This window comes from Chryseobacterium bernardetii (assembly GCF_003815975.1).
Taxonomy (GTDB): domain Bacteria; phylum Bacteroidota; class Bacteroidia; order Flavobacteriales; family Weeksellaceae; genus Chryseobacterium; species Chryseobacterium bernardetii.
On sequence record NZ_CP033932.1, the window covers coordinates 574,325 to 590,088 of the forward strand.

At 37.4% G+C, this 15,764-nt stretch carries 25 protein-coding genes and 3 tRNA genes; 1 reads left to right on the forward strand and 27 read right to left on the reverse strand.

What is annotated here, in order from left to right:
* Positions 1 to 40: 40 nt before the first annotated feature.
* Entirely contained in the window at positions 41 to 307 is a 267-nt protein-coding gene (locus EG339_RS02730; RefSeq protein WP_123868758.1) for a helix-turn-helix domain-containing protein, read from the forward strand.
* A 28-nt stretch (positions 308 to 335) separates the two neighbouring features.
* Here EG339_RS02730 and EG339_RS02735 read toward each other — a convergent pair whose 3' ends face one another.
* The 27 genes from EG339_RS02735 to EG339_RS02860 all read right to left on the reverse strand — a co-directional run bounded on the left by EG339_RS02735 (position 336) and on the right by EG339_RS02860 (position 15,761).
* Positions 336 to 548: a hypothetical protein gene (locus EG339_RS02735; protein WP_123868759.1), complete on the reverse strand. Its 213-nt coding sequence runs from the start codon at positions 546 to 548 to the stop codon at positions 336 to 338.
* Between the two features lie 2 nt (positions 549 to 550).
* Positions 551 to 1,963 (reverse strand): phage portal protein, encoded by a 1,413-nt coding sequence (locus EG339_RS02740; protein WP_123868760.1) that lies wholly within the window; start codon positions 1,961 to 1,963, stop codon positions 551 to 553.
* A 15-nt stretch (positions 1,964 to 1,978) separates the two neighbouring features.
* Positions 1,979 to 3,535, reverse strand: a complete 1,557-nt coding sequence (locus tag EG339_RS02745) for a hypothetical protein (RefSeq protein ID WP_228459691.1) — start codon at positions 3,533 to 3,535, stop codon at positions 1,979 to 1,981.
* A complete protein-coding gene (locus tag EG339_RS02750; protein WP_123868761.1) occupies positions 3,536 to 3,715 on the reverse strand; it encodes a hypothetical protein in 180 nt (59 codons plus the stop codon).
* A gap of 2 nt (positions 3,716 to 3,717) precedes the next feature.
* Entirely contained in the window at positions 3,718 to 4,077 is a 360-nt protein-coding gene (locus tag EG339_RS02755; protein ID WP_123868762.1) for a hypothetical protein, read from the reverse strand.
* Positions 4,058 to 4,648, reverse strand: coding sequence for a DNA-packaging protein (locus EG339_RS02760; protein ID WP_228459692.1), 591 nt, complete (start codon positions 4,646 to 4,648; stop codon positions 4,058 to 4,060). The genes EG339_RS02755 and EG339_RS02760 overlap by 20 nt, the downstream gene beginning before the upstream one ends.
* 91 nt (positions 4,649 to 4,739) lie before the next feature.
* Complete coding sequence (locus EG339_RS02765) at positions 4,740 to 5,144, reverse strand: SPFH domain-containing protein (protein WP_123868763.1); 405 nt, start codon at positions 5,142 to 5,144, stop codon at positions 4,740 to 4,742.
* A gap of 17 nt (positions 5,145 to 5,161) precedes the next feature.
* Positions 5,162 to 5,401, reverse strand: a complete 240-nt coding sequence (locus tag EG339_RS02770; RefSeq protein ID WP_123868764.1) for a hypothetical protein — start codon at positions 5,399 to 5,401, stop codon at positions 5,162 to 5,164.
* Position 5,402: 1 nt separating this feature from the next.
* Entirely contained in the window at positions 5,403 to 5,750 is a 348-nt protein-coding gene (locus EG339_RS02775) for a hypothetical protein (protein ID WP_123868765.1), read from the reverse strand.
* A 260-nt stretch (positions 5,751 to 6,010) separates the two neighbouring features.
* Positions 6,011 to 6,083 (reverse strand) — tRNA-Glu (locus tag EG339_RS24110).
* 70 nt (positions 6,084 to 6,153) lie between these two features.
* A tRNA-Gln gene (locus EG339_RS02780) sits at positions 6,154 to 6,226 on the reverse strand.
* A 119-nt stretch (positions 6,227 to 6,345) separates the two neighbouring features.
* Positions 6,346 to 6,418 (reverse strand) — tRNA-Phe (locus EG339_RS02785).
* A 167-nt stretch (positions 6,419 to 6,585) separates the two neighbouring features.
* A complete protein-coding gene (locus tag EG339_RS02790; RefSeq protein WP_123868766.1) occupies positions 6,586 to 6,933 on the reverse strand; it encodes a helix-turn-helix domain-containing protein in 348 nt (115 codons plus the stop codon).
* A gap of 49 nt (positions 6,934 to 6,982) precedes the next feature.
* The gene (locus EG339_RS02795) at positions 6,983 to 7,267 is read right to left on the reverse strand and encodes a hypothetical protein (RefSeq protein ID WP_123868767.1); all 285 of its coding nucleotides are present in this window, start codon (positions 7,265 to 7,267) and stop codon (positions 6,983 to 6,985) included.
* Positions 7,264 to 7,680 carry a hypothetical protein gene (locus EG339_RS02800; RefSeq protein ID WP_123868768.1) on the reverse strand — a complete coding sequence of 139 codons (417 nt, stop codon included), beginning with the start codon at positions 7,678 to 7,680 and terminating at the stop codon, positions 7,264 to 7,266. Before EG339_RS02800 ends, EG339_RS02795 begins: the two co-directional genes overlap by 4 nt.
* The gene (locus EG339_RS02805; RefSeq protein ID WP_123868769.1) at positions 7,673 to 8,329 is read right to left on the reverse strand and encodes an HNH endonuclease signature motif containing protein; all 657 of its coding nucleotides are present in this window, start codon (positions 8,327 to 8,329) and stop codon (positions 7,673 to 7,675) included. Before EG339_RS02805 ends, EG339_RS02800 begins: the two co-directional genes overlap by 8 nt.
* Positions 8,326 to 8,772, reverse strand: coding sequence for a RusA family crossover junction endodeoxyribonuclease (locus EG339_RS02810; protein WP_123868770.1), 447 nt, complete (start codon positions 8,770 to 8,772; stop codon positions 8,326 to 8,328). Before EG339_RS02810 ends, EG339_RS02805 begins: the two co-directional genes overlap by 4 nt.
* A 59-nt stretch (positions 8,773 to 8,831) precedes the next feature.
* A complete protein-coding gene (locus EG339_RS02815) occupies positions 8,832 to 9,257 on the reverse strand; it encodes a hypothetical protein (RefSeq protein WP_164466400.1) in 426 nt (141 codons plus the stop codon).
* Positions 9,235 to 9,993, reverse strand: coding sequence for a hypothetical protein (locus EG339_RS02820; protein WP_228459693.1), 759 nt, complete (start codon positions 9,991 to 9,993; stop codon positions 9,235 to 9,237). The genes EG339_RS02815 and EG339_RS02820 overlap by 23 nt, the downstream gene beginning before the upstream one ends.
* A 341-nt stretch (positions 9,994 to 10,334) precedes the next feature.
* The gene (locus tag EG339_RS02825; RefSeq protein ID WP_123868772.1) at positions 10,335 to 11,090 is read right to left on the reverse strand and encodes a Lin1244/Lin1753 domain-containing protein; all 756 of its coding nucleotides are present in this window, start codon (positions 11,088 to 11,090) and stop codon (positions 10,335 to 10,337) included.
* 8 nt (positions 11,091 to 11,098) lie between these two features.
* On the reverse strand, positions 11,099 to 12,313 hold the full coding sequence (locus tag EG339_RS02830) for a DEAD/DEAH box helicase (RefSeq protein ID WP_123868773.1): 1,215 nt from the start codon (positions 12,311 to 12,313) through the stop codon (positions 11,099 to 11,101).
* 1 nt (position 12,314) lies between these two features.
* A complete protein-coding gene (locus EG339_RS02835) occupies positions 12,315 to 12,530 on the reverse strand; it encodes a hypothetical protein (RefSeq protein WP_123868774.1) in 216 nt (71 codons plus the stop codon).
* 1 nt (position 12,531) lies between these two features.
* A complete protein-coding gene (locus EG339_RS02840) occupies positions 12,532 to 13,131 on the reverse strand; it encodes a hypothetical protein (RefSeq protein WP_123868775.1) in 600 nt (199 codons plus the stop codon).
* Positions 13,124 to 13,303, reverse strand: a complete 180-nt coding sequence (locus EG339_RS02845; protein ID WP_123868776.1) for a hypothetical protein — start codon at positions 13,301 to 13,303, stop codon at positions 13,124 to 13,126. The genes EG339_RS02840 and EG339_RS02845 overlap by 8 nt, the downstream gene beginning before the upstream one ends.
* 2 nt (positions 13,304 to 13,305) lie before the next feature.
* On the reverse strand, positions 13,306 to 14,172 hold the full coding sequence (locus tag EG339_RS02850) for a polymer-forming cytoskeletal protein (RefSeq protein WP_123868777.1): 867 nt from the start codon (positions 14,170 to 14,172) through the stop codon (positions 13,306 to 13,308).
* 168 nt (positions 14,173 to 14,340) lie between these two features.
* A complete protein-coding gene (locus tag EG339_RS02855; protein ID WP_123868778.1) occupies positions 14,341 to 14,778 on the reverse strand; it encodes a hypothetical protein in 438 nt (145 codons plus the stop codon).
* A 2-nt stretch (positions 14,779 to 14,780) separates the two neighbouring features.
* The gene (locus EG339_RS02860) at positions 14,781 to 15,761 is read right to left on the reverse strand and encodes a PD-(D/E)XK nuclease-like domain-containing protein (protein WP_164466401.1); all 981 of its coding nucleotides are present in this window, start codon (positions 15,759 to 15,761) and stop codon (positions 14,781 to 14,783) included.
* Positions 15,762 to 15,764 lie beyond the last annotated feature (3 nt).

Consider the following 15,764-nt stretch of genomic DNA (forward strand, 5'->3'; position numbering starts at 1 on the left):
AATAACTTTAGTGTTTAACAACTAAAATCTTTACAAAGATATGGGAAATTTTGACAACTCGGCAAATACAGGAATGCAAATTATCTTTAAGTTTATTGAAGAAAGGCGAAAGGAAAAAAATATTTCACAATTGCAGTTATCAGAACTTATTGGCATTAACGAAAGTACACTTATCAGAAATTTAAAAGGTGAAAGCGCAATGACATTGGCAACTCTTTTGAAAATTTGTGGAGCTTTAGAATTAAGACCGTTCTTAATTCCCGCCGAGGTAGATAATACAGAGTTCCAAAGAATGTTTTTCAATTAAAATATCCCCTGATCACTCAGGGGTTTTATTACTTCATTTCGGTTACTTCCATGTAAAAACCGTCATTAATCTGTAGGTTAACGTCCAGCCAGGTCGCAACCTCAAGCAAAATATTGTAAAACCAGTTTACCCCAGTTAGCTCCGGCATATAACTATCTACGTCCTTTGCATAGATCTTCACACAGCCGTAAGTATATCCTATGTGTGTAAACCCTTTTTCTTTAGCTTTTTTCTTTGTCATAGTTATAATCCTGTTGGGTTTCCAAAAACGCTTTCAGTCTTTTCTGCTTCCTGCTCTGCCTGTAGAACAATCCAATCCTCAGCTGGTGCGAGTGCTGACAATTCAGCCGATAACTGCTGAGAAATCAATGGCTTGTTTCCATTGGCTGTCATGAGAGTTTCCACCCACTCTTTTGTGTCTTGTATCATATAAGGCTTAATCACAGGCTCAAGCTCTAACTTGTTGGAAGCTTCAAGAAGTGAAGTATTGAGAAGTTTACCTACATACGCTTTCAAAATGTTGTATCTGCGTGTAAAATACTCTTCCCAGATCTCTGCTTTCTCCTGCACCTTCAAGTGAGCGTCCATAAAAAGCATTTTAAGCATGATTCCGGACACTTGATTCAATCCTTTGACCTGGCGGAATAGATCCGGTGTTTTTGTGAATTTATGAATGTTTTCAAGCCTTGTTTCAATTTCAAGCTTTACTGACTCAGGAGCAGCATCCCATGATAGAACCTTCATATCAGACTCAGGTCCTCCTTGAATAGCTTTGTTTGACTCTCCTGCCTGAGGCAATCCGGTAACTTTTCCTTTGATGAATGTAGTAGGAGCAGCGTGATAGTCATTTATTTCAGCGTGACGAGAAAGAAGCAGCTCTAAACGTTCAATATCAAATTTTACATCTTCATACTCCGTCTCTTCTTGTGTAGCATAAACAATGGGTATTTTTTCAATTACATTTTTGCCTATGTCTTCCATCGGTACTATTTCCCACCCGTTCTCACCTTTCATAAAACGGACGACCTCAGTATCTGTAAAGGTTTCGAAATATTCAACAGCCTTTTTCTCAGCGTTAAGCAAAGTAAATCCACGGGAAAAGGCAACCATATCATCATATTCGTTGAACATTGGATATAATGTATCATTCTTCCATGGGATGAAAAGCTTTAGTTTGATACGGAAATTACATGGAAAGCCATAATCTTCATGAGTCTCGGCTTTCTGATAGTACCAATACTCAGCTATTTCGGTAGACCTGTAAAGCTCACGTGCTGCTTGTCTGTTTTTTATATCGGCTTTATTCTGCAGCAATATCTTCTCAATTGCTTTTTGTACAGTTTCTTCTTGTGATCCTTCCTCAGCATTGCTCTGAATTGTCACAGGATTACCAAAACCAAAAGACACTGCACTGTTGACAATGTACTTCTGAACTGGCATTGCGATACGGTTAACAGGTTTTGTCTTAATAACTTTCCCTTCTGTATCTTTTACTTCTTTATCAGGCAGAAATGTTTTATCAGATATTGTACGGTGTTCTGAAACCTTCCAAGCCTTTTTAAGGTCTTCAAGCTTCGGCTTACCAGTACGGTCTACCATCAGAACATTAATCTGTTCTTCAGGTGTTGTTTTTAGTGTGATTTCGGCTATATTCATAATTCTATTCTTTAATTACCAAAGGACCCCTTCTAAGGCTCCTGAAACAAATGGTGGTTCGTAAGGATGGAAAGTGTTCGCTAGTGCGTCAAATTCATCCGTAGAGCGTCCCAAACGTTTTTTAATATCTTCTTTCTTCTCAATTTGGATTTTACCATTAGACTGGAAAAAGTACTTTATCTCTGTAGCTTCTTCAAGGAAGGTTTCAGAAGGAGGCAGCATTGCATTATGTTCGTTTTTAGGGTCCAACCACTCCCTTACTTGCCAGAATAAGTAAGCTCTCATATTTAGGAATGAATACTGTTCAGTGCTGTCTTTAAGCTCATATCCTCCAAACTCTGGTTTATGTGAATACTTACATGAAATAGTCCGATTTTCAAGGCCAAGTTCTACCAATCTAGAATACACTCCGGCACCCTCTCCAATTGTATCAATTGAAACAACAGCTTTTGGATTTGCTCGTAGTATATTGGCAATCTTGCCTGCTTCCTCCATGTGTATAGCTTTACCAGCGGAATGCTTTACGTTGAATTTTTCTACGTAATTTCCATAACGGAAGCAATCTACTGTGTTGTCACGGCCCATACCGGCAATATCGGAACCTAATACCAGGTTATGATTCTTTTTATGCGGTTTAATAGCCTGTTTCTGATACTCTATCCAGCGTTTATTGGCGAGTTCTATCCACTGCTGAGGTATTAATGCATCTTCGGATACCTTCGGGAATTTTCCAAGGATTTTGGCCCTGCATAGGTCATTTGGCCGATACCATACACCCTCAAACTGGAAATCATCCTCTTCAATAAGGATATCATTCTCAGAAATTATGGTACACCACTCGTTAAGCTTGTCTTTTATCCATTCATAGTCTACTTGCCCCGGGATAATCATCTTCTTTTCTACAACATTCACAGCATTTAACGAATTAAGGCTGAATTTCTCCCAACGCTCACCCTTTTGAGATTTGGCAGCATATCCCGTGGACACGTTAGGGTTGAATACGATAAGCATCCGGGAGTTTCCTTGCAGGTTACCTTCAATCGCATTGAAAGTTGACTCAGAAATACCGGTAGCCTCAGTTACAACGAACATGGTATTAACAGCGTGGAATCCAGTCCAGGCTTCAGTCATATTATCATCAGCTTTAAACCCTGTCAAAAACCATTCGTCCCAGTCAGTACGGATATCATTACCCACCAAACGGCCCGGAAGCTGTATTCCTTGACTTAATGCGTTATTGTAAAGACGAGATATCTCCGGCTGCATGATATTCTCTACCTGGCGGCCTGTTGGAGCCGTCATTGCGACTTTGGTGTTGTGAATGAGATTTCCTTTAGACCATTTCGGAGTCAGGTACATGAAACACATGGCAGCAACAGCGGAAACGAAGTCTTTTCCCCGGGAAGTACCGGACATTACTGAAGTTCGGGGATTGTACTGTACGGATTCAATGATCTTCTGCTGCTCTGGGTCAAGGCGTGCCTTTAAAACGTCATAGGCGAACTTGTTCCAGTCCGCCCTCCACTCCCCGAATTTGAGCATTGCTTTTTGTTGTGCTGCCGTGTTTGACATTTACTTGTCTAAATGTTTATAAGGTTTTCCATCAATACATAACTGTAGCTTTTCTCTAGCAACTTCTTCTGTATGTCCTTTCATCGAAATTTGCATTTCCCTTTTACCTTCAAAAAGCGTAGTCTTCGCTACAAATACATTTCTACAGATTTTTTCTACAATGATTTCTTTAGCTTGCATAACTATTTTTGATTTATAAAGAAGTTTTCTATTTGCTCAAAGAACCAGCCCGTCATATAAGCCTGAGCCTCGTCATTTTCAATGTCTAACCTTTGACCTCGGTCTTTAAATAGCTTATTGACAAGGTGTACACACTCGTGAGCAATAACACTATTTTTAGAGCGCCTTTTGAAGCATACAATATATCTTGAGTATCCATTGTAATGATCCTCAAAAACGAAGGCTTCATCACTCTTGTCCGCTGGACGGGTCCACCCTAACCGGTGTTGATACATTTCATTTACGTTTTTCCAATCGTCCTGGTCCAGAATGATTATGAAGTCTCCAAAGTAAATAGGTATTTTAATCGTTTTTTTCTTCATCGTCTGAGCTTTGCATTAGATAGTCTAAGAACGACACTGAAGCGTTTACTTCCTTCTTATCGGCAAGACCAAGGTCGCGGGAGATAATGTTTGCGTTTAGCAGGTTTCCGGATGCTCCTTGGAACTTCTGAGTGAAAATAACATTCTCTATATCAGCTATGACCGTAGAAAAACCATCGTCTTTATCAGTCAATCTAGCTTTGAATTGCCGGAAGTATGCTTCATTGCAATTAAGGTAAAAACAAAGCTGTCCTAAAGTCATAGCACGCATAATTGGAACCACTTCTTTAACAACTTTACCCTGGTGTTGGAATACCTTAGTTTCTGGCAGTGGATTGTCTTCTACCCATTGGAAGTATTCACATGCAGCGTTCCACAATTCCTCTGGTGTAGCAAAAAGCTTATCACGTCCGTGCTTTGCTCTCATCTTCCAGAATTGGTTTCCGAATTTTTTATTTTCTGAAGATGCCTCTGGTTTTTCCTGAAGAGGCTTAACGGTTTTAGCCACTCTTTTTTTTGGAGTGGCTGGTTTCTTTGTTGTTGAGGTTTTATTTGTGGTTTTCTTCTGCATTACTTTTTAAAGTATTCTCTAATTATCGCAGCAACTCCAAAATATAAGAGAACCACGATAGGTACTCCTATTACAAGAATTAATGTTGCTCTCATTTTACTTCAAGGATAGGAAGTCCTGCTTCTGTTGGAATGTATACCTTACTACCTTTGCTTTCTTTGATAGCTTCGATCTGTAAGTACTTTAGGTAATCTTCGTTTCCTTGTAAAGAATTTCCAATGATCTTATTTGCTTCAGCAACTCCTTTTGCACGTTCAATTTCCGCGTTTGCCTGTGCTTTTGCGATCTTTACCATAGCTTCAGCTTTAAGTGTTGCACTTTCGTTTTCAGCTTTAGCTGTTTCAACCATAGCCTTTTTAGAAGACTCAGACTCTTTTAGTGTAGCAATACCTTTCGCTTCGGCATCTTTGATATCTTGCTGTCTACTCCATTCCCAACATGAGGTAAGGGATAGTAATGAGAATAAAGCAACTGAGAATAAAAATGTTTTTTTCATGTGTATAGATTTATGATTTATTCTGAAAATAATTCTGAACGATCTGCTGTAATGAATACAGGCTGTAAAGGTTCGTTAAAAGTTTTCAGAGAAAGGAATATGCATTTGGTTTCGATAATCGTTTTTACTTCCTCTTCTGACAGTTCCCAACAGGTGATGACGTCACCTTGCTCATTTCTGTGTGCGGGTAATGGAAGGTATTCAGGCTGATCTGCTCCGAATAGAATATTTTGTTCTGGAAATTCTTTTGGTGTCATATTAAAAAAGCGAATTTTGAAGATTTTGAAGTTCATGCAGATACTTTATCTGATGTGTTTTTTTATTCTGAATGAAAACAGAAAATTCATTTTTATTTTTGATCCATACTATTTCCAACTTTAATGCTTTTCCATTGTATTTTAACTCTAATGTACTATCTCCTTCAAACCCACAATAGAAACCTTGCTGTAATATGTTTTCTACCCTTAATTCAATAGGCTTATAACGTTCAAGAAAGTTATCACTTGCAATAAGAAATTGTTGTAAATGTTTTGCTTCAACAGTAATAACAGTATCTCGTAATGTATCATACAAGAAAATACCAACTCTAAGATCTTCTACTCTCATTATTTATTTTTTTAGAAATCAAACTCTCGCATTGATACTCGCTCGTGAGAAATTTATCCGCTTCAATTTTTACGAAGTCTGCGGAGGCAATCTCTCTGTGTTTTTCCCAGCCTTCGAGTTGAGGCACAAGGGTTATGATAGACTTCAACAAACAGTGTGTACGTATTTTCTATTCGTGACTATTAAAAAACCCGACCAGCATTTTGCTAGCCGGGCTAAAAACTAATAACCATGAAAACTCAAATTAAACATGAGAATCGTAACATCTACGGGATTCGAACCCGTGTTAGCATCTTGAAAGAATGCTGTCCTAACCAATTAGACGAAGATGTCAGTTGCCGGTACTTTCCCGGCTGTCATAATTCAACCAAATAATAATGCAGGACAATGTCATATGTACCAGTTGATTCATCAGGACTCGAACCTAAACAACAAGAGTCAAAGTCTTGTGTGCTGACCAATTACACTATGAATCATTTTGTGGGTGGTAAGGATTCGAACCTATAAAGATTATTATTTCTCTTCCTACCGGAGCCACCCGTTTGCCTGTCTTTCCAGGCTGTCAATGGATGTTAATTCACTTCATTTTAGCTTGAGACCCGAGAAGGATTCGAACCTCCGACGCGCAGATCTTCAGTCTACCGCTCTACCAACTGAGCTATCAAGTCTAAAAACCGGTCCTTAAATATGGTGAAAGGACCGGAGCACCAAATATTTATATGAAAAAAAGTTTGCCTTAAACAAAAATAAAAGCACTTATGATCTTCTGCGCTGATTGGGAATGCCTTTGAAAACGATTAGTTGAAGAAAAATATGATCCCTTTCGTAAGTGCTTTTATTTTGATAATATTCTATTTCTAGCCTCTATCTTATCGTGAAACTCTTCAAGCTTATTCAGACGGTCATAACATGCGTTATATTTCCTTCTGAATCTTTCATTGTGCTGTAGATCTTTCACTGTGTTGGATAGGTACAAACTAATCATCGGCTGTTTCAGCTTCAGATACTCTGCAATTTCCTTCTGTGTAATTCCAAATCGCTTATTGCAAATGCATGTGAAAATCATTCGCGCATAAACAAACTCTTGTTTTCTGCACTGTGAAACTAATTCTGCCCCTGTTATTCCAACTTCGGTAGAGACTATTTTTTTAACTTTTTTAAGAACGCTGCTCTTGTCACTCATCAATCAATGACTTACATGACAAATATAGGAATTTATTTTTAAATTAGAGTCACATTGACTCTAATTTTTCACTTTTTTTCTCAATTATATCCAAAATTGTTTGAGCAGCATCAATACAGGTCGGTTGTTCTTGCTCTTTAAATTCTAGGTTTCCGGAGATAGAAGATGCTGTAAAACGCTTGTCTTGGTGTATTGTAAGGGCATTCCAAATCTTTTCTTCTATTTCTTTCTGGTAGACAGAGCAGAATATCTTTCCGGACCTTTCTCTAATAACTTCTTTTTCGTAACCATTATCCAGCAGGAACTGGTAAAAATTAAATTTCTTTTCCATCATAAGTCTTTTTGTAGTTTTATTAGTTCTATTTCAGTCTTTTGAATATTTACCATGGTATTGGTGATTTCACAAATTGCTTTTGCCTGTAGAAGAAAAGAGGGGTCTTCTTTCACTTTTTTCAATGCCTCCATTAAGGTGTCTTTTATTTTTAAATTTTCCTCAGGTAAAGCAACAAATGATTTTCTTTCTATCTCTGAAGGGGGACTAAATGTTCCAACTTCTTTATGTTCCGAAATTTTACCCAAAAAATTAGTGTAAAATTCATCTGGGTAAAATTGGAAAGTTCTTTGATCAGTAACTATACAAATATTTCCTGCAATCTCTTTGTATTTTAAGATTTTGATATTCTGTTTTTCGTAGTGAAAACTCTTACCAACCATCGAATCCAATTGTTCTTTAATATTATTATCCATGATTTTTATTTTCGATTTTATTAATTTGTCTTTTGAGCGCTCCCTTTAATTGAATAAGCTGTCTTAATTCCTCAGGAAATCTTTGCATACTGTTTTTGCTCATTAGTTCAGAATTACTTAGCATTTCTAAGTTTTCAAGTCTGCAATCTAATGTGTTCCCATTTTTGAAAACAACATTAAACCCTTTCGGAACTTTTCCATTTGCTGACTCCCAAACCCATAGATGCTTATAAACAAGTTTTCTATTTTGAGGTAATTTTATCATTAAGTACTGATTCCCAGAAGAATCTTTACGTATGACTTCATCACCGTCTGCCTTAGCATTATGAGGTATATGATTTTTTTTAAACCTTGTTAACTTTGTCCTTTCAATAGAATCTTGGCTCATATACTCATGTTGCTTTTTACCTTTGTTTTCGGGTACCCTACCCTTTTTGTATACATTCTGTTGAGCTTTTAAATTGCTTTTCCAATTTTCACGAGAATTTTCTTTTATGAAATCGATGCTCTTTTTCAATCCTAATGAAAAAGCTTTATTATAAACTGATGATACAGAGATATTTAATTTCAATGCAATGTCATATGTTCGAACATTTTCATAATTTCTTTTTAAATACTCAATCATTTGTAAAGTCCAAACTACTTTCATAATTCTTCAAATTCGATTTCAATTCTTGGTACAGTGCCGTAGATTTTTGATACATTCGACATTTTAACAACTTGAGAGTCGTTGAGGTATACTATACCCTGCAAAGCGTCAAATAAAGGTTTGTTAAGGTTGTCTGTGAGGTCCGGCTTAACATCGCGGTAAAACACCTCTCCTGATTCAAGCTGTTTCATTTTTCTTTTGCTCCATCCTTTTTGTGGAGGGAAAACATAAAGAAGTTTCGTAACATGAAGAGGTTTAGATGAAGGGACAAACCCTACTGGTAATTGTGACTTTACATCATAAGCCAGGTTTCTTTCATTTCGTTTGATGTCATTAGTTTGATAGTGTTGAACAAAAGTTTTTCCTGTCTTCGTTTTAGCAACCCTTGATCTTACAGATTGCTTAGGTTGGGGTATACCCAATATTTTTAGAGCGATTTTCATTGTAAGCTGATTTTAAATATGTGCGTGATTTGTTTTCTCTGTTCTTTTGGTAGAGGTTTTTAAAAGCTCCCATTGCCTCGGCTTTGTCTAAGCTGCTCAATTTCGGCTCGGAGCTTTGAGTTTTCGGCTCGTAGTTGGAAGCATTCACGGCTTCGCCTATTTTTGATTTCATAAATATTTTCAAGAATTGATTTAATGTAAGTCATATCTCGACTAATGGTTTTTAGACCTATGTACCATGACTTTTTTTGATTTTCAAGCATAGCAATGACTTCTTTTTCATTAGCCTCATTACTTCCTGGAGTAAGTTCTCCTCTAGCCTTCATCATCGCTTTCTGATCACTTTTGTGGAGAAGATCTTCTATTCCAGAAAAAGCGTTCATTAGCTTATCTGTGACTATCTGCTGGGTTTCCACATCATCTTGGGAAACAATGTTTCGATCCCATTTAGCCAACCACCCTTTAAAATGGGAAATCATCGTCATCGTCTCCGGTGTATACAGGTTGTGCGATTGGTTGTGTTGTTCTTGTTTCATTTCCAAATGCTTCTTCTGGTGTGAATCTGAATTGATTAATGTTTACAGGCGTACTTACAGGACTTCTATCGTAGAACTTCGTACAGCTGGCAAAAGCAAACTTTGTTGTCTCATTTTCGATGTAATCCTCGTAATATCTTCGGCTTTTCCAGTCGAAGTAAATATCATAGGTCCCCCACTTTGCAATCCCTTCCGGCTTAACTTTCAGGATATGGATATTCGTTTGGTTCTCCTTGACAATTGGTCCTTTTTCAGGATCATCATTTGGCTCAGGACGGTGAACAAGAATCTGCAGCATAGCTTTTCTGTTATTATTTTTCCCTCCATAAAACTCATCTGCCAATGCAAGAAGCTTTTTACGTTTGCCAGTCTTTGGATCGTAGGTCTTCTGAGTTTCTGCAACGTGATTCACTACTATGTCAAATCTGTTATTCTCTTCCGCCTCCAGATTAATCCGATTTAAGCACCTCAATACTTCACTTGCTTTCGGTTCAAAGTCATCAACATCGTATATCGGGTCTATTACAAGGCTATCGAACTTAATCCCATAGAACTGCTCTGCTTTCTCCAACTCTTTGTAAATGTTTTCCAGAGTCTGGTAACTTGAATCCTTCCGGTTCTGCTTGAAAACGTATAGCTTGTCAAGAAGAAAATGTTCCGCTTCATCTGCCTCAGCGTCTGACATTGCATAAGGATTTTTACTCCCATCTGGCCGGATTAGCGAGTATGGTTTTCCTTGCCATAGTCCGCAGAAGTGTGTGAATACCTTTTCAACATCCCCGGACTCCGTTGTAAACAAAGCAACTTTGAAATTATGCTTCTCAATCAGCTGCATAACGAGTTCGTTTGTGAATTGAGATTTACCGTGGTTCGGCTCCCCTCCAAGTAGCAAAGTACATTTCCTTGACCCCATCAGGTAACGGCCTTTGTCAAACTGATTCCAAGTGTGAAATCCAAAGTGTACCGGTGTTAACTCTCCTCTCTCCCGGATCTCCCTCATTTTTCGTTGGGTTCTCCCCTGTAAGTCTATGAAGCCCATGGTCCCGGAATATTTTGTTCAATTTTGTTGTTTACCAAATTACTTCCTCCAAACTTTGGCTCATTTCTCTTCCAGGTTCCTAGTCTGCCTTTTGCACTCCAGGTCTTTTCAAGTTGAAACCTCATCTTACCAGAAGCTGACGGCTCAGTCCAATAATCGAAAAAGTCTCTTACGGTATCTTTACCAAATTCTTTGACAAAGATTTTTAACGATTCATAGAATTCCTGTTTAGAAAATTGTTTGAAAGATTTAACAGGGTTTGAATCGCCGGAAGGCGAAAAAGGAATATCTATAACAGTATTACTTTCTTTTCTTTTACTTTCCTTTCCTTTACTTTCCTTTAAAGCATTCCCTTCGTTTTGCGTTGGCAATGCGTTCGCATTTTTTTCGCTTTTGTTCCATCTAATTTCTGCCGATTTTCGAGCTTTTTCAGACTTTTCATTTTTGAAGTTCATATTCTCAACCATACGTTTAGAGAAGAATGACTTCTTATCATCTGTAAATTCAAAAAGACCAAAATCTTCAATTACCGACTTTACTTTTTCAGAGCTTACACGAAAGTCAAAGGCTAAAATATTATAATCTTTGACGCTCATATTATCTCTTTCATCGCGTAATCTTTCAAGAATCATAAAGTAAATGCCATAACCTTCAGCACCTAGTTTCATTCGCACGGCGAGAAGTTTCTCATCATTACGAGCGTTACTGTCATGGCTGAAATAGTATGAATCCTTTTTACTCATGTTTAGTTTTACTTTTGAAATGGTACATTCGTGAGTTGTCTGCCGTTATTGGATATAAAAAACAATCCATTTGGCGTCTGCTCGATTTTCATTGTTTCTATTTTGCCGAAAAAGTTGATATTTCCTCCAAGGTCAACTATCCAGGCATTTTCTTTTTTTGGTGAGATCCTCATAGCTCTACCAACTATCTGGTAGTATAAGGCTAGTGACATTGTAGATCTTGCTATTAGAACACATTCAAGTTCTGGATAATCAAATCCTGTTGTAAGCACTCCTACATTTACTACACATCTTATCTTTCCTGATTTGAATTGAGTAAGAATCTTTTCTCTATCTTCTTTTCTTGTAGACCCGGTAAGTACTACTGATCCAGGAATCCTCTTAGATACAGTCTCAGCCTCTTCAATCAGAGAGCAGAATATCAATAGGTTTTTTCTTTTTGCTAAAAGCCTCAAAGAGTATTCTACTATCTTAGAAGGCATATCAATTACCTTGTAGTACCGTCTTAATGATTGTTCTGTAAAGTCGGTTCCGGAACTATTTACTTGCAGCATTGTTCTATCAACTACATTAAATGAGAAGTATTCTAATTTGGCCAGATAAGGAGGATCATTATAAAATAATTCTGAATTCTGAACATAGTAAAGCACCTCATCAAATATCTTCGGGCGTGTTCTCGTCAAGAACTTAAGCTGTGCCCCTTCCATTGAGTTATGCAAACGATATGGTGTTGCAGTTAATCCAAGTACTTTTGCTTTCGGAAAAGCGCTGATAAACTCTTCATACATACCCCCTTTTGCATTTACCAAATGGCATTCATCAATGATAATATGCTCAAGTCCTTGGAATAGATGCTTCTTATTGATAATACTTCCAATCGTACAGAAAGTGATTGTATCAACTTTCTTCTGTCCTGCTGAAGCGGAGTATATCGATGCTCTGTAACCACTACTGATATACTTTGCAAAGTTCTGTTCCAGGATTTCCTTTGAAGGCTGTAAAATGATTGTTTTCCCTTCCAGAGGAGCAAGTATATTTGCAATTACTACAGATTTACCTGCCCCGGTAGGAAGAATTAATATTTTGTTTTTCTTTGAGTCGCTTTTGAAAAAGTCAACTCCAGCGTCAACAGCTTCTTTTTGATAAGGTCTTAATGTGAACTTTGGTTTGTCAATAGTAAACAGGTTTGGAGCATTCTCTTTTACGATTTCTGCTAATGCCATTCTACTCTAATTTTTTGGTATAATCTATTGGATCCAAATCCCCATGTTCGCTATTGGTTAGCTCAACTCCTCCTCCGCATTCAGGACAAATTTCATATTCAAATGATCTACCATGCCATTCAGAAAATTCTCCATCTATATCACATTCTTCTCTATTCCCTTCCCAACCACAATCAATACACATAGCAATATCTAATATTCTTTTTTCGCTTTCCATACTACTCTATTTTTGCGTTTTCAAAATCATCATCATTATCTGCAGCATCAAAATCCATTGAAAGCTGTTCATATTGTGGTGCCGTTTTCCCATTCATGTAAGCTTCCACTTGGTGAATAACAATATCTAATCTGTCTCTCAATTCTTCGATATATAGATACGTTCCATTGTCACCGATCTTAACCTTTGGAGTACTGAATGTTATAGTTCCGATACTGGTTTCTTTACTTCCGGAAAGAATGACTGATTTGTTTTCGTCAGTACCGGTAATTTTGAAGGAAGAAACGTTGAACTTCTCAAGATCCTCATGTTCTTCTAAGTCATCAATATGAGTTTGGTTATTCGCCCAGTGAAATACTCCGTCGATATGAGCTAAGAAAACATCAAGCTGCTTAAATGCTTCAAACATATCATCATGTACAATATGTACTCCTTTTCTTGCTAATTCATCCCCTTTAGTAAGTCCATGTAGTAGTTCATACGAATAGTTACATGACATATCTTTTAGAACTGCTGATTTAATTTCTATTTGCTTTTCCTCAGGTTGGAATTCAGACATTGCAGCTAATTGATCAGAATTGATTTCGATTACTTTACCCATGATTTGTATTGTATTTTAAAAAGTTGTACATCCAGATAGCACCTGTTTTGAAGTCGTCTTTTATCGCTTTAGATGCTGTTTTAAATTCGCTTTCCTGCTTTTCTCCCAGAGTTTCCTTAGCGTGAGCTTCAGCAGCTTTTTCTATGTAGGTTTTTAAATGATCTTTTTTCATGGTTACAATCCAAATTTTATTTTAACTACCTCAATGATTGAAATGTATTCTTTAGCATTTTTACCTTCTCCATGTGTTTTCCTAACCTCTTTCTCAAATTCTTCAATAGAACCGGAAAAACAACCGCAGCTAACTTTTATCTTATTATCTTTCTCTTTGAAGAAAGTAGTAGTTCTATTAGTAGATCCGAAATTCTGGAAACAGCAATAGTCATTATTAGATTTCGTCTCAGCATCACCGGACACCTCAGCATTACCGTACACCCTAGCATTACCGGACACCCTAGCATCACCGGACACCTCAGCATTACCGGACACCCTAGCATCACCGGACACCTCAGCATTACCGTACACCCTAGCATTACCGGACACCTCAGCATTACCGGACACCCTAGCATTACCGGACACCCTAGCATTACCGTACACCCTAGCATTACCGGACACCTCAGCATTACCGTACACCCTAGCATTACCGGACACCTCAGCATTACCGTACACCCTAGCATTACCGGACACCTCAGCATTACCGTACACCCTAGCATTACCGGACACCTCAGCATTACCGTACACCCTAGCATTACCGGACACCTCAGCATTACCGTACACCCTAGCATTACCGGACACCCTAGCATTACCGGACACCCTAGCATCACCGGACACCTCAGCATTACCGTACACCCTAGCATTACCGGACACCTCAGCATTACCGGACACCCAAGCATTACCGGACAGACACTCTTCTTTTTCTACCCATCCTCCTAATTCACCTTCATTTACGTATTTTGATTTTTTAGTAGCTTTAATTCTGAAAAGCTTAATTCCAAAAGCATTAATTTTATACTCTTGTGTTAGTTCAAAATGTTTTTCCATGATTTTATTCTAAGTCTTTAATGTTACAAGGGAATCGACAACCGTTATATCTTTCACATGTTACAGCGTTCCCACTAATACTGATTATTGTTACTTTTTCACCTTTTGAGGCCCAGAAGCTTTTCCCAAACTTTGCATCCTTATTTAGGACCATTGAATCACCGATTTTCATAATTCAATTTTTAATTGTTCATTGGGTTCCGGGAGAGTCACATTGAAAAACTCTAATGCAAACTGCCGGATCTTCTGTTTAAATTCAAACTCCCACTCATATGTATTAAGCTCTGTTGAAGATTTTGGAACTCGAATGAATGAGCCGGTTTCCTCATTAATTTTTTCTTCGTAATTACAGTTAAGCTTAATTATTTCGTGGACATCGTTGGCGTCTCGTATTTCGCCCCAGGTATCAAGTATTGCTCTTTGAAGGATAGGAATCCAAACTCCCCAATAGAAAGCGTTCTCATTGTTACTCCTTTTCTTATATTTCCTTTTGAAAACTATTTTGATCTCCTTACCTTCAAATTGCTTTATTGCGTTTCTTATGAGGTCTTTATTTATTCTGAATTGACCTTCTGAAATTCTGGTATCAATCTCGATGGATTTCATAATTATTCATCAAATATTGAGTGATCGAATCCGGCAGACCATTTAGGCTTGTAGATAGTGTTCTGACTACGGAAGAAATTGTAAGACTTATTGAAAGCTTTCTTCGAAATCATAAGATCAAGACAATCAATCATAAAGTCAACTTTTCTCTTGCAGTAGTTTACATATCCTGAATCAATATTTAAAACAACATAATTACCTACAGCATCATATACTATATGCTTTACTTCCGGATTAAAGTTTCCAAACAATATTTCAAATCCTAAAGCGTAAATTCCAATTTGGATATCATATCCGAACTTTACTAGATCTCTTTCAAACTTTTCAGGATTGCAATCTGATGCAAATTTCAAATCATGAAACCCGTTCTGGTGATAAGTATCAAGGAAACAGATGAAATTCCAACCTTTGTAGTTGAATTCAAGCATCTTTTGAAAGTCTTCAACAAGCATAAGCTCATCACACACCTCATCTGCATTTTTAAGGTTCTCTACAATCTTTTTAGCTTTATGGTAGTCATCTGATGAAATAACTTCTTTACCTTGAATAAGAGCTATAATGTACTCTTCTAAACCTTCAGTCTTTACTCTCCCAAATCCTTCTGAAATTGCCTCTCTGAATTTGATATTGAAAACCTCTTCTGAAAATGGTTCCAATTTCATTTTATCCAAAACTAAATTCACAAATTCTACTTGCTTATCTGTGGTAGGCGAATTTGATACAATAGTAAACTGCTCATGAAACTTCTGTTCTGTAAGTAGAAGGCAATCCACAATACTTCCCAATGTCATTCCTGCATTCTTAGTTTTTGGCTCCAACATTGCATTGATGAAGTTAACAGGACTGGTAAGGTGTTTTAATTTAGAATATGAAAGGCGAAAGTCTTTATTGATAAGCTTTTGAATGAGATCATTCTTTGGAGACGATTCATAAACAGGATGAATTTGATTTTGTTCCTGATGTTCTATTGCTGTATTTTTCATTGC

Excerpts from the sequence above, each read along its gene's own strand:
- EG339_RS02730 (WP_123868758.1), top strand. The coding sequence starts at position 41 with ATGGGAAATTTTGACAACTCGGCAAATACAGGAATGCAAATTATCTTT.
- EG339_RS02735 (WP_123868759.1), bottom strand. The coding sequence starts at position 548 with ATGACAAAGAAAAAAGCTAAAGAAAAAGGGTTTACACACATAGGATAT.
- EG339_RS02740 (WP_123868760.1), bottom strand. The coding sequence starts at position 1,963 with ATGAATATAGCCGAAATCACACTAAAAACAACACCTGAAGAACAGATT.
- EG339_RS02745 (WP_228459691.1), bottom strand. The coding sequence starts at position 3,535 with ATGTCAAACACGGCAGCACAACAAAAAGCAATGCTCAAATTCGGGGAG.
- EG339_RS02750 (WP_123868761.1), bottom strand. The coding sequence starts at position 3,715 with ATGCAAGCTAAAGAAATCATTGTAGAAAAAATCTGTAGAAATGTATTT.
- EG339_RS02755 (WP_123868762.1), bottom strand. The coding sequence starts at position 4,077 with ATGAAGAAAAAAACGATTAAAATACCTATTTACTTTGGAGACTTCATA.
- EG339_RS02760 (WP_228459692.1), bottom strand. The coding sequence starts at position 4,648 with ATGCAGAAGAAAACCACAAATAAAACCTCAACAACAAAGAAACCAGCC.
- EG339_RS02765 (WP_123868763.1), bottom strand. The coding sequence starts at position 5,144 with ATGAAAAAAACATTTTTATTCTCAGTTGCTTTATTCTCATTACTATCC.
- EG339_RS02770 (WP_123868764.1), bottom strand. The coding sequence starts at position 5,401 with ATGACACCAAAAGAATTTCCAGAACAAAATATTCTATTCGGAGCAGAT.
- EG339_RS02775 (WP_123868765.1), bottom strand. The coding sequence starts at position 5,750 with ATGAGAGTAGAAGATCTTAGAGTTGGTATTTTCTTGTATGATACATTA.
- EG339_RS02790 (WP_123868766.1), bottom strand. The coding sequence starts at position 6,933 with ATGAGTGACAAGAGCAGCGTTCTTAAAAAAGTTAAAAAAATAGTCTCT.
- EG339_RS02795 (WP_123868767.1), bottom strand. The coding sequence starts at position 7,267 with ATGATGGAAAAGAAATTTAATTTTTACCAGTTCCTGCTGGATAATGGT.
- EG339_RS02800 (WP_123868768.1), bottom strand. The coding sequence starts at position 7,680 with ATGGATAATAATATTAAAGAACAATTGGATTCGATGGTTGGTAAGAGT.
- EG339_RS02805 (WP_123868769.1), bottom strand. The coding sequence starts at position 8,329 with ATGAAAGTAGTTTGGACTTTACAAATGATTGAGTATTTAAAAAGAAAT.
- EG339_RS02810 (WP_123868770.1), bottom strand. The coding sequence starts at position 8,772 with ATGAAAATCGCTCTAAAAATATTGGGTATACCCCAACCTAAGCAATCT.
- EG339_RS02815 (WP_164466400.1), bottom strand. The coding sequence starts at position 9,257 with ATGACGATGATTTCCCATTTTAAAGGGTGGTTGGCTAAATGGGATCGA.
- EG339_RS02820 (WP_228459693.1), bottom strand. The coding sequence starts at position 9,993 with ATGTCAGACGCTGAGGCAGATGAAGCGGAACATTTTCTTCTTGACAAG.
- EG339_RS02825 (WP_123868772.1), bottom strand. The coding sequence starts at position 11,090 with ATGAGTAAAAAGGATTCATACTATTTCAGCCATGACAGTAACGCTCGT.
- EG339_RS02830 (WP_123868773.1), bottom strand. The coding sequence starts at position 12,313 with ATGGCATTAGCAGAAATCGTAAAAGAGAATGCTCCAAACCTGTTTACT.
- EG339_RS02835 (WP_123868774.1), bottom strand. The coding sequence starts at position 12,530 with ATGGAAAGCGAAAAAAGAATATTAGATATTGCTATGTGTATTGATTGT.
- EG339_RS02840 (WP_123868775.1), bottom strand. The coding sequence starts at position 13,131 with ATGGGTAAAGTAATCGAAATCAATTCTGATCAATTAGCTGCAATGTCT.
- EG339_RS02845 (WP_123868776.1), bottom strand. The coding sequence starts at position 13,303 with ATGAAAAAAGATCATTTAAAAACCTACATAGAAAAAGCTGCTGAAGCT.
- EG339_RS02850 (WP_123868777.1), bottom strand. The coding sequence starts at position 14,172 with ATGGAAAAACATTTTGAACTAACACAAGAGTATAAAATTAATGCTTTT.
- EG339_RS02855 (WP_123868778.1), bottom strand. The coding sequence starts at position 14,778 with ATGAAATCCATCGAGATTGATACCAGAATTTCAGAAGGTCAATTCAGA.
- EG339_RS02860 (WP_164466401.1), bottom strand. The coding sequence starts at position 15,761 with ATGAAAAATACAGCAATAGAACATCAGGAACAAAATCAAATTCATCCT.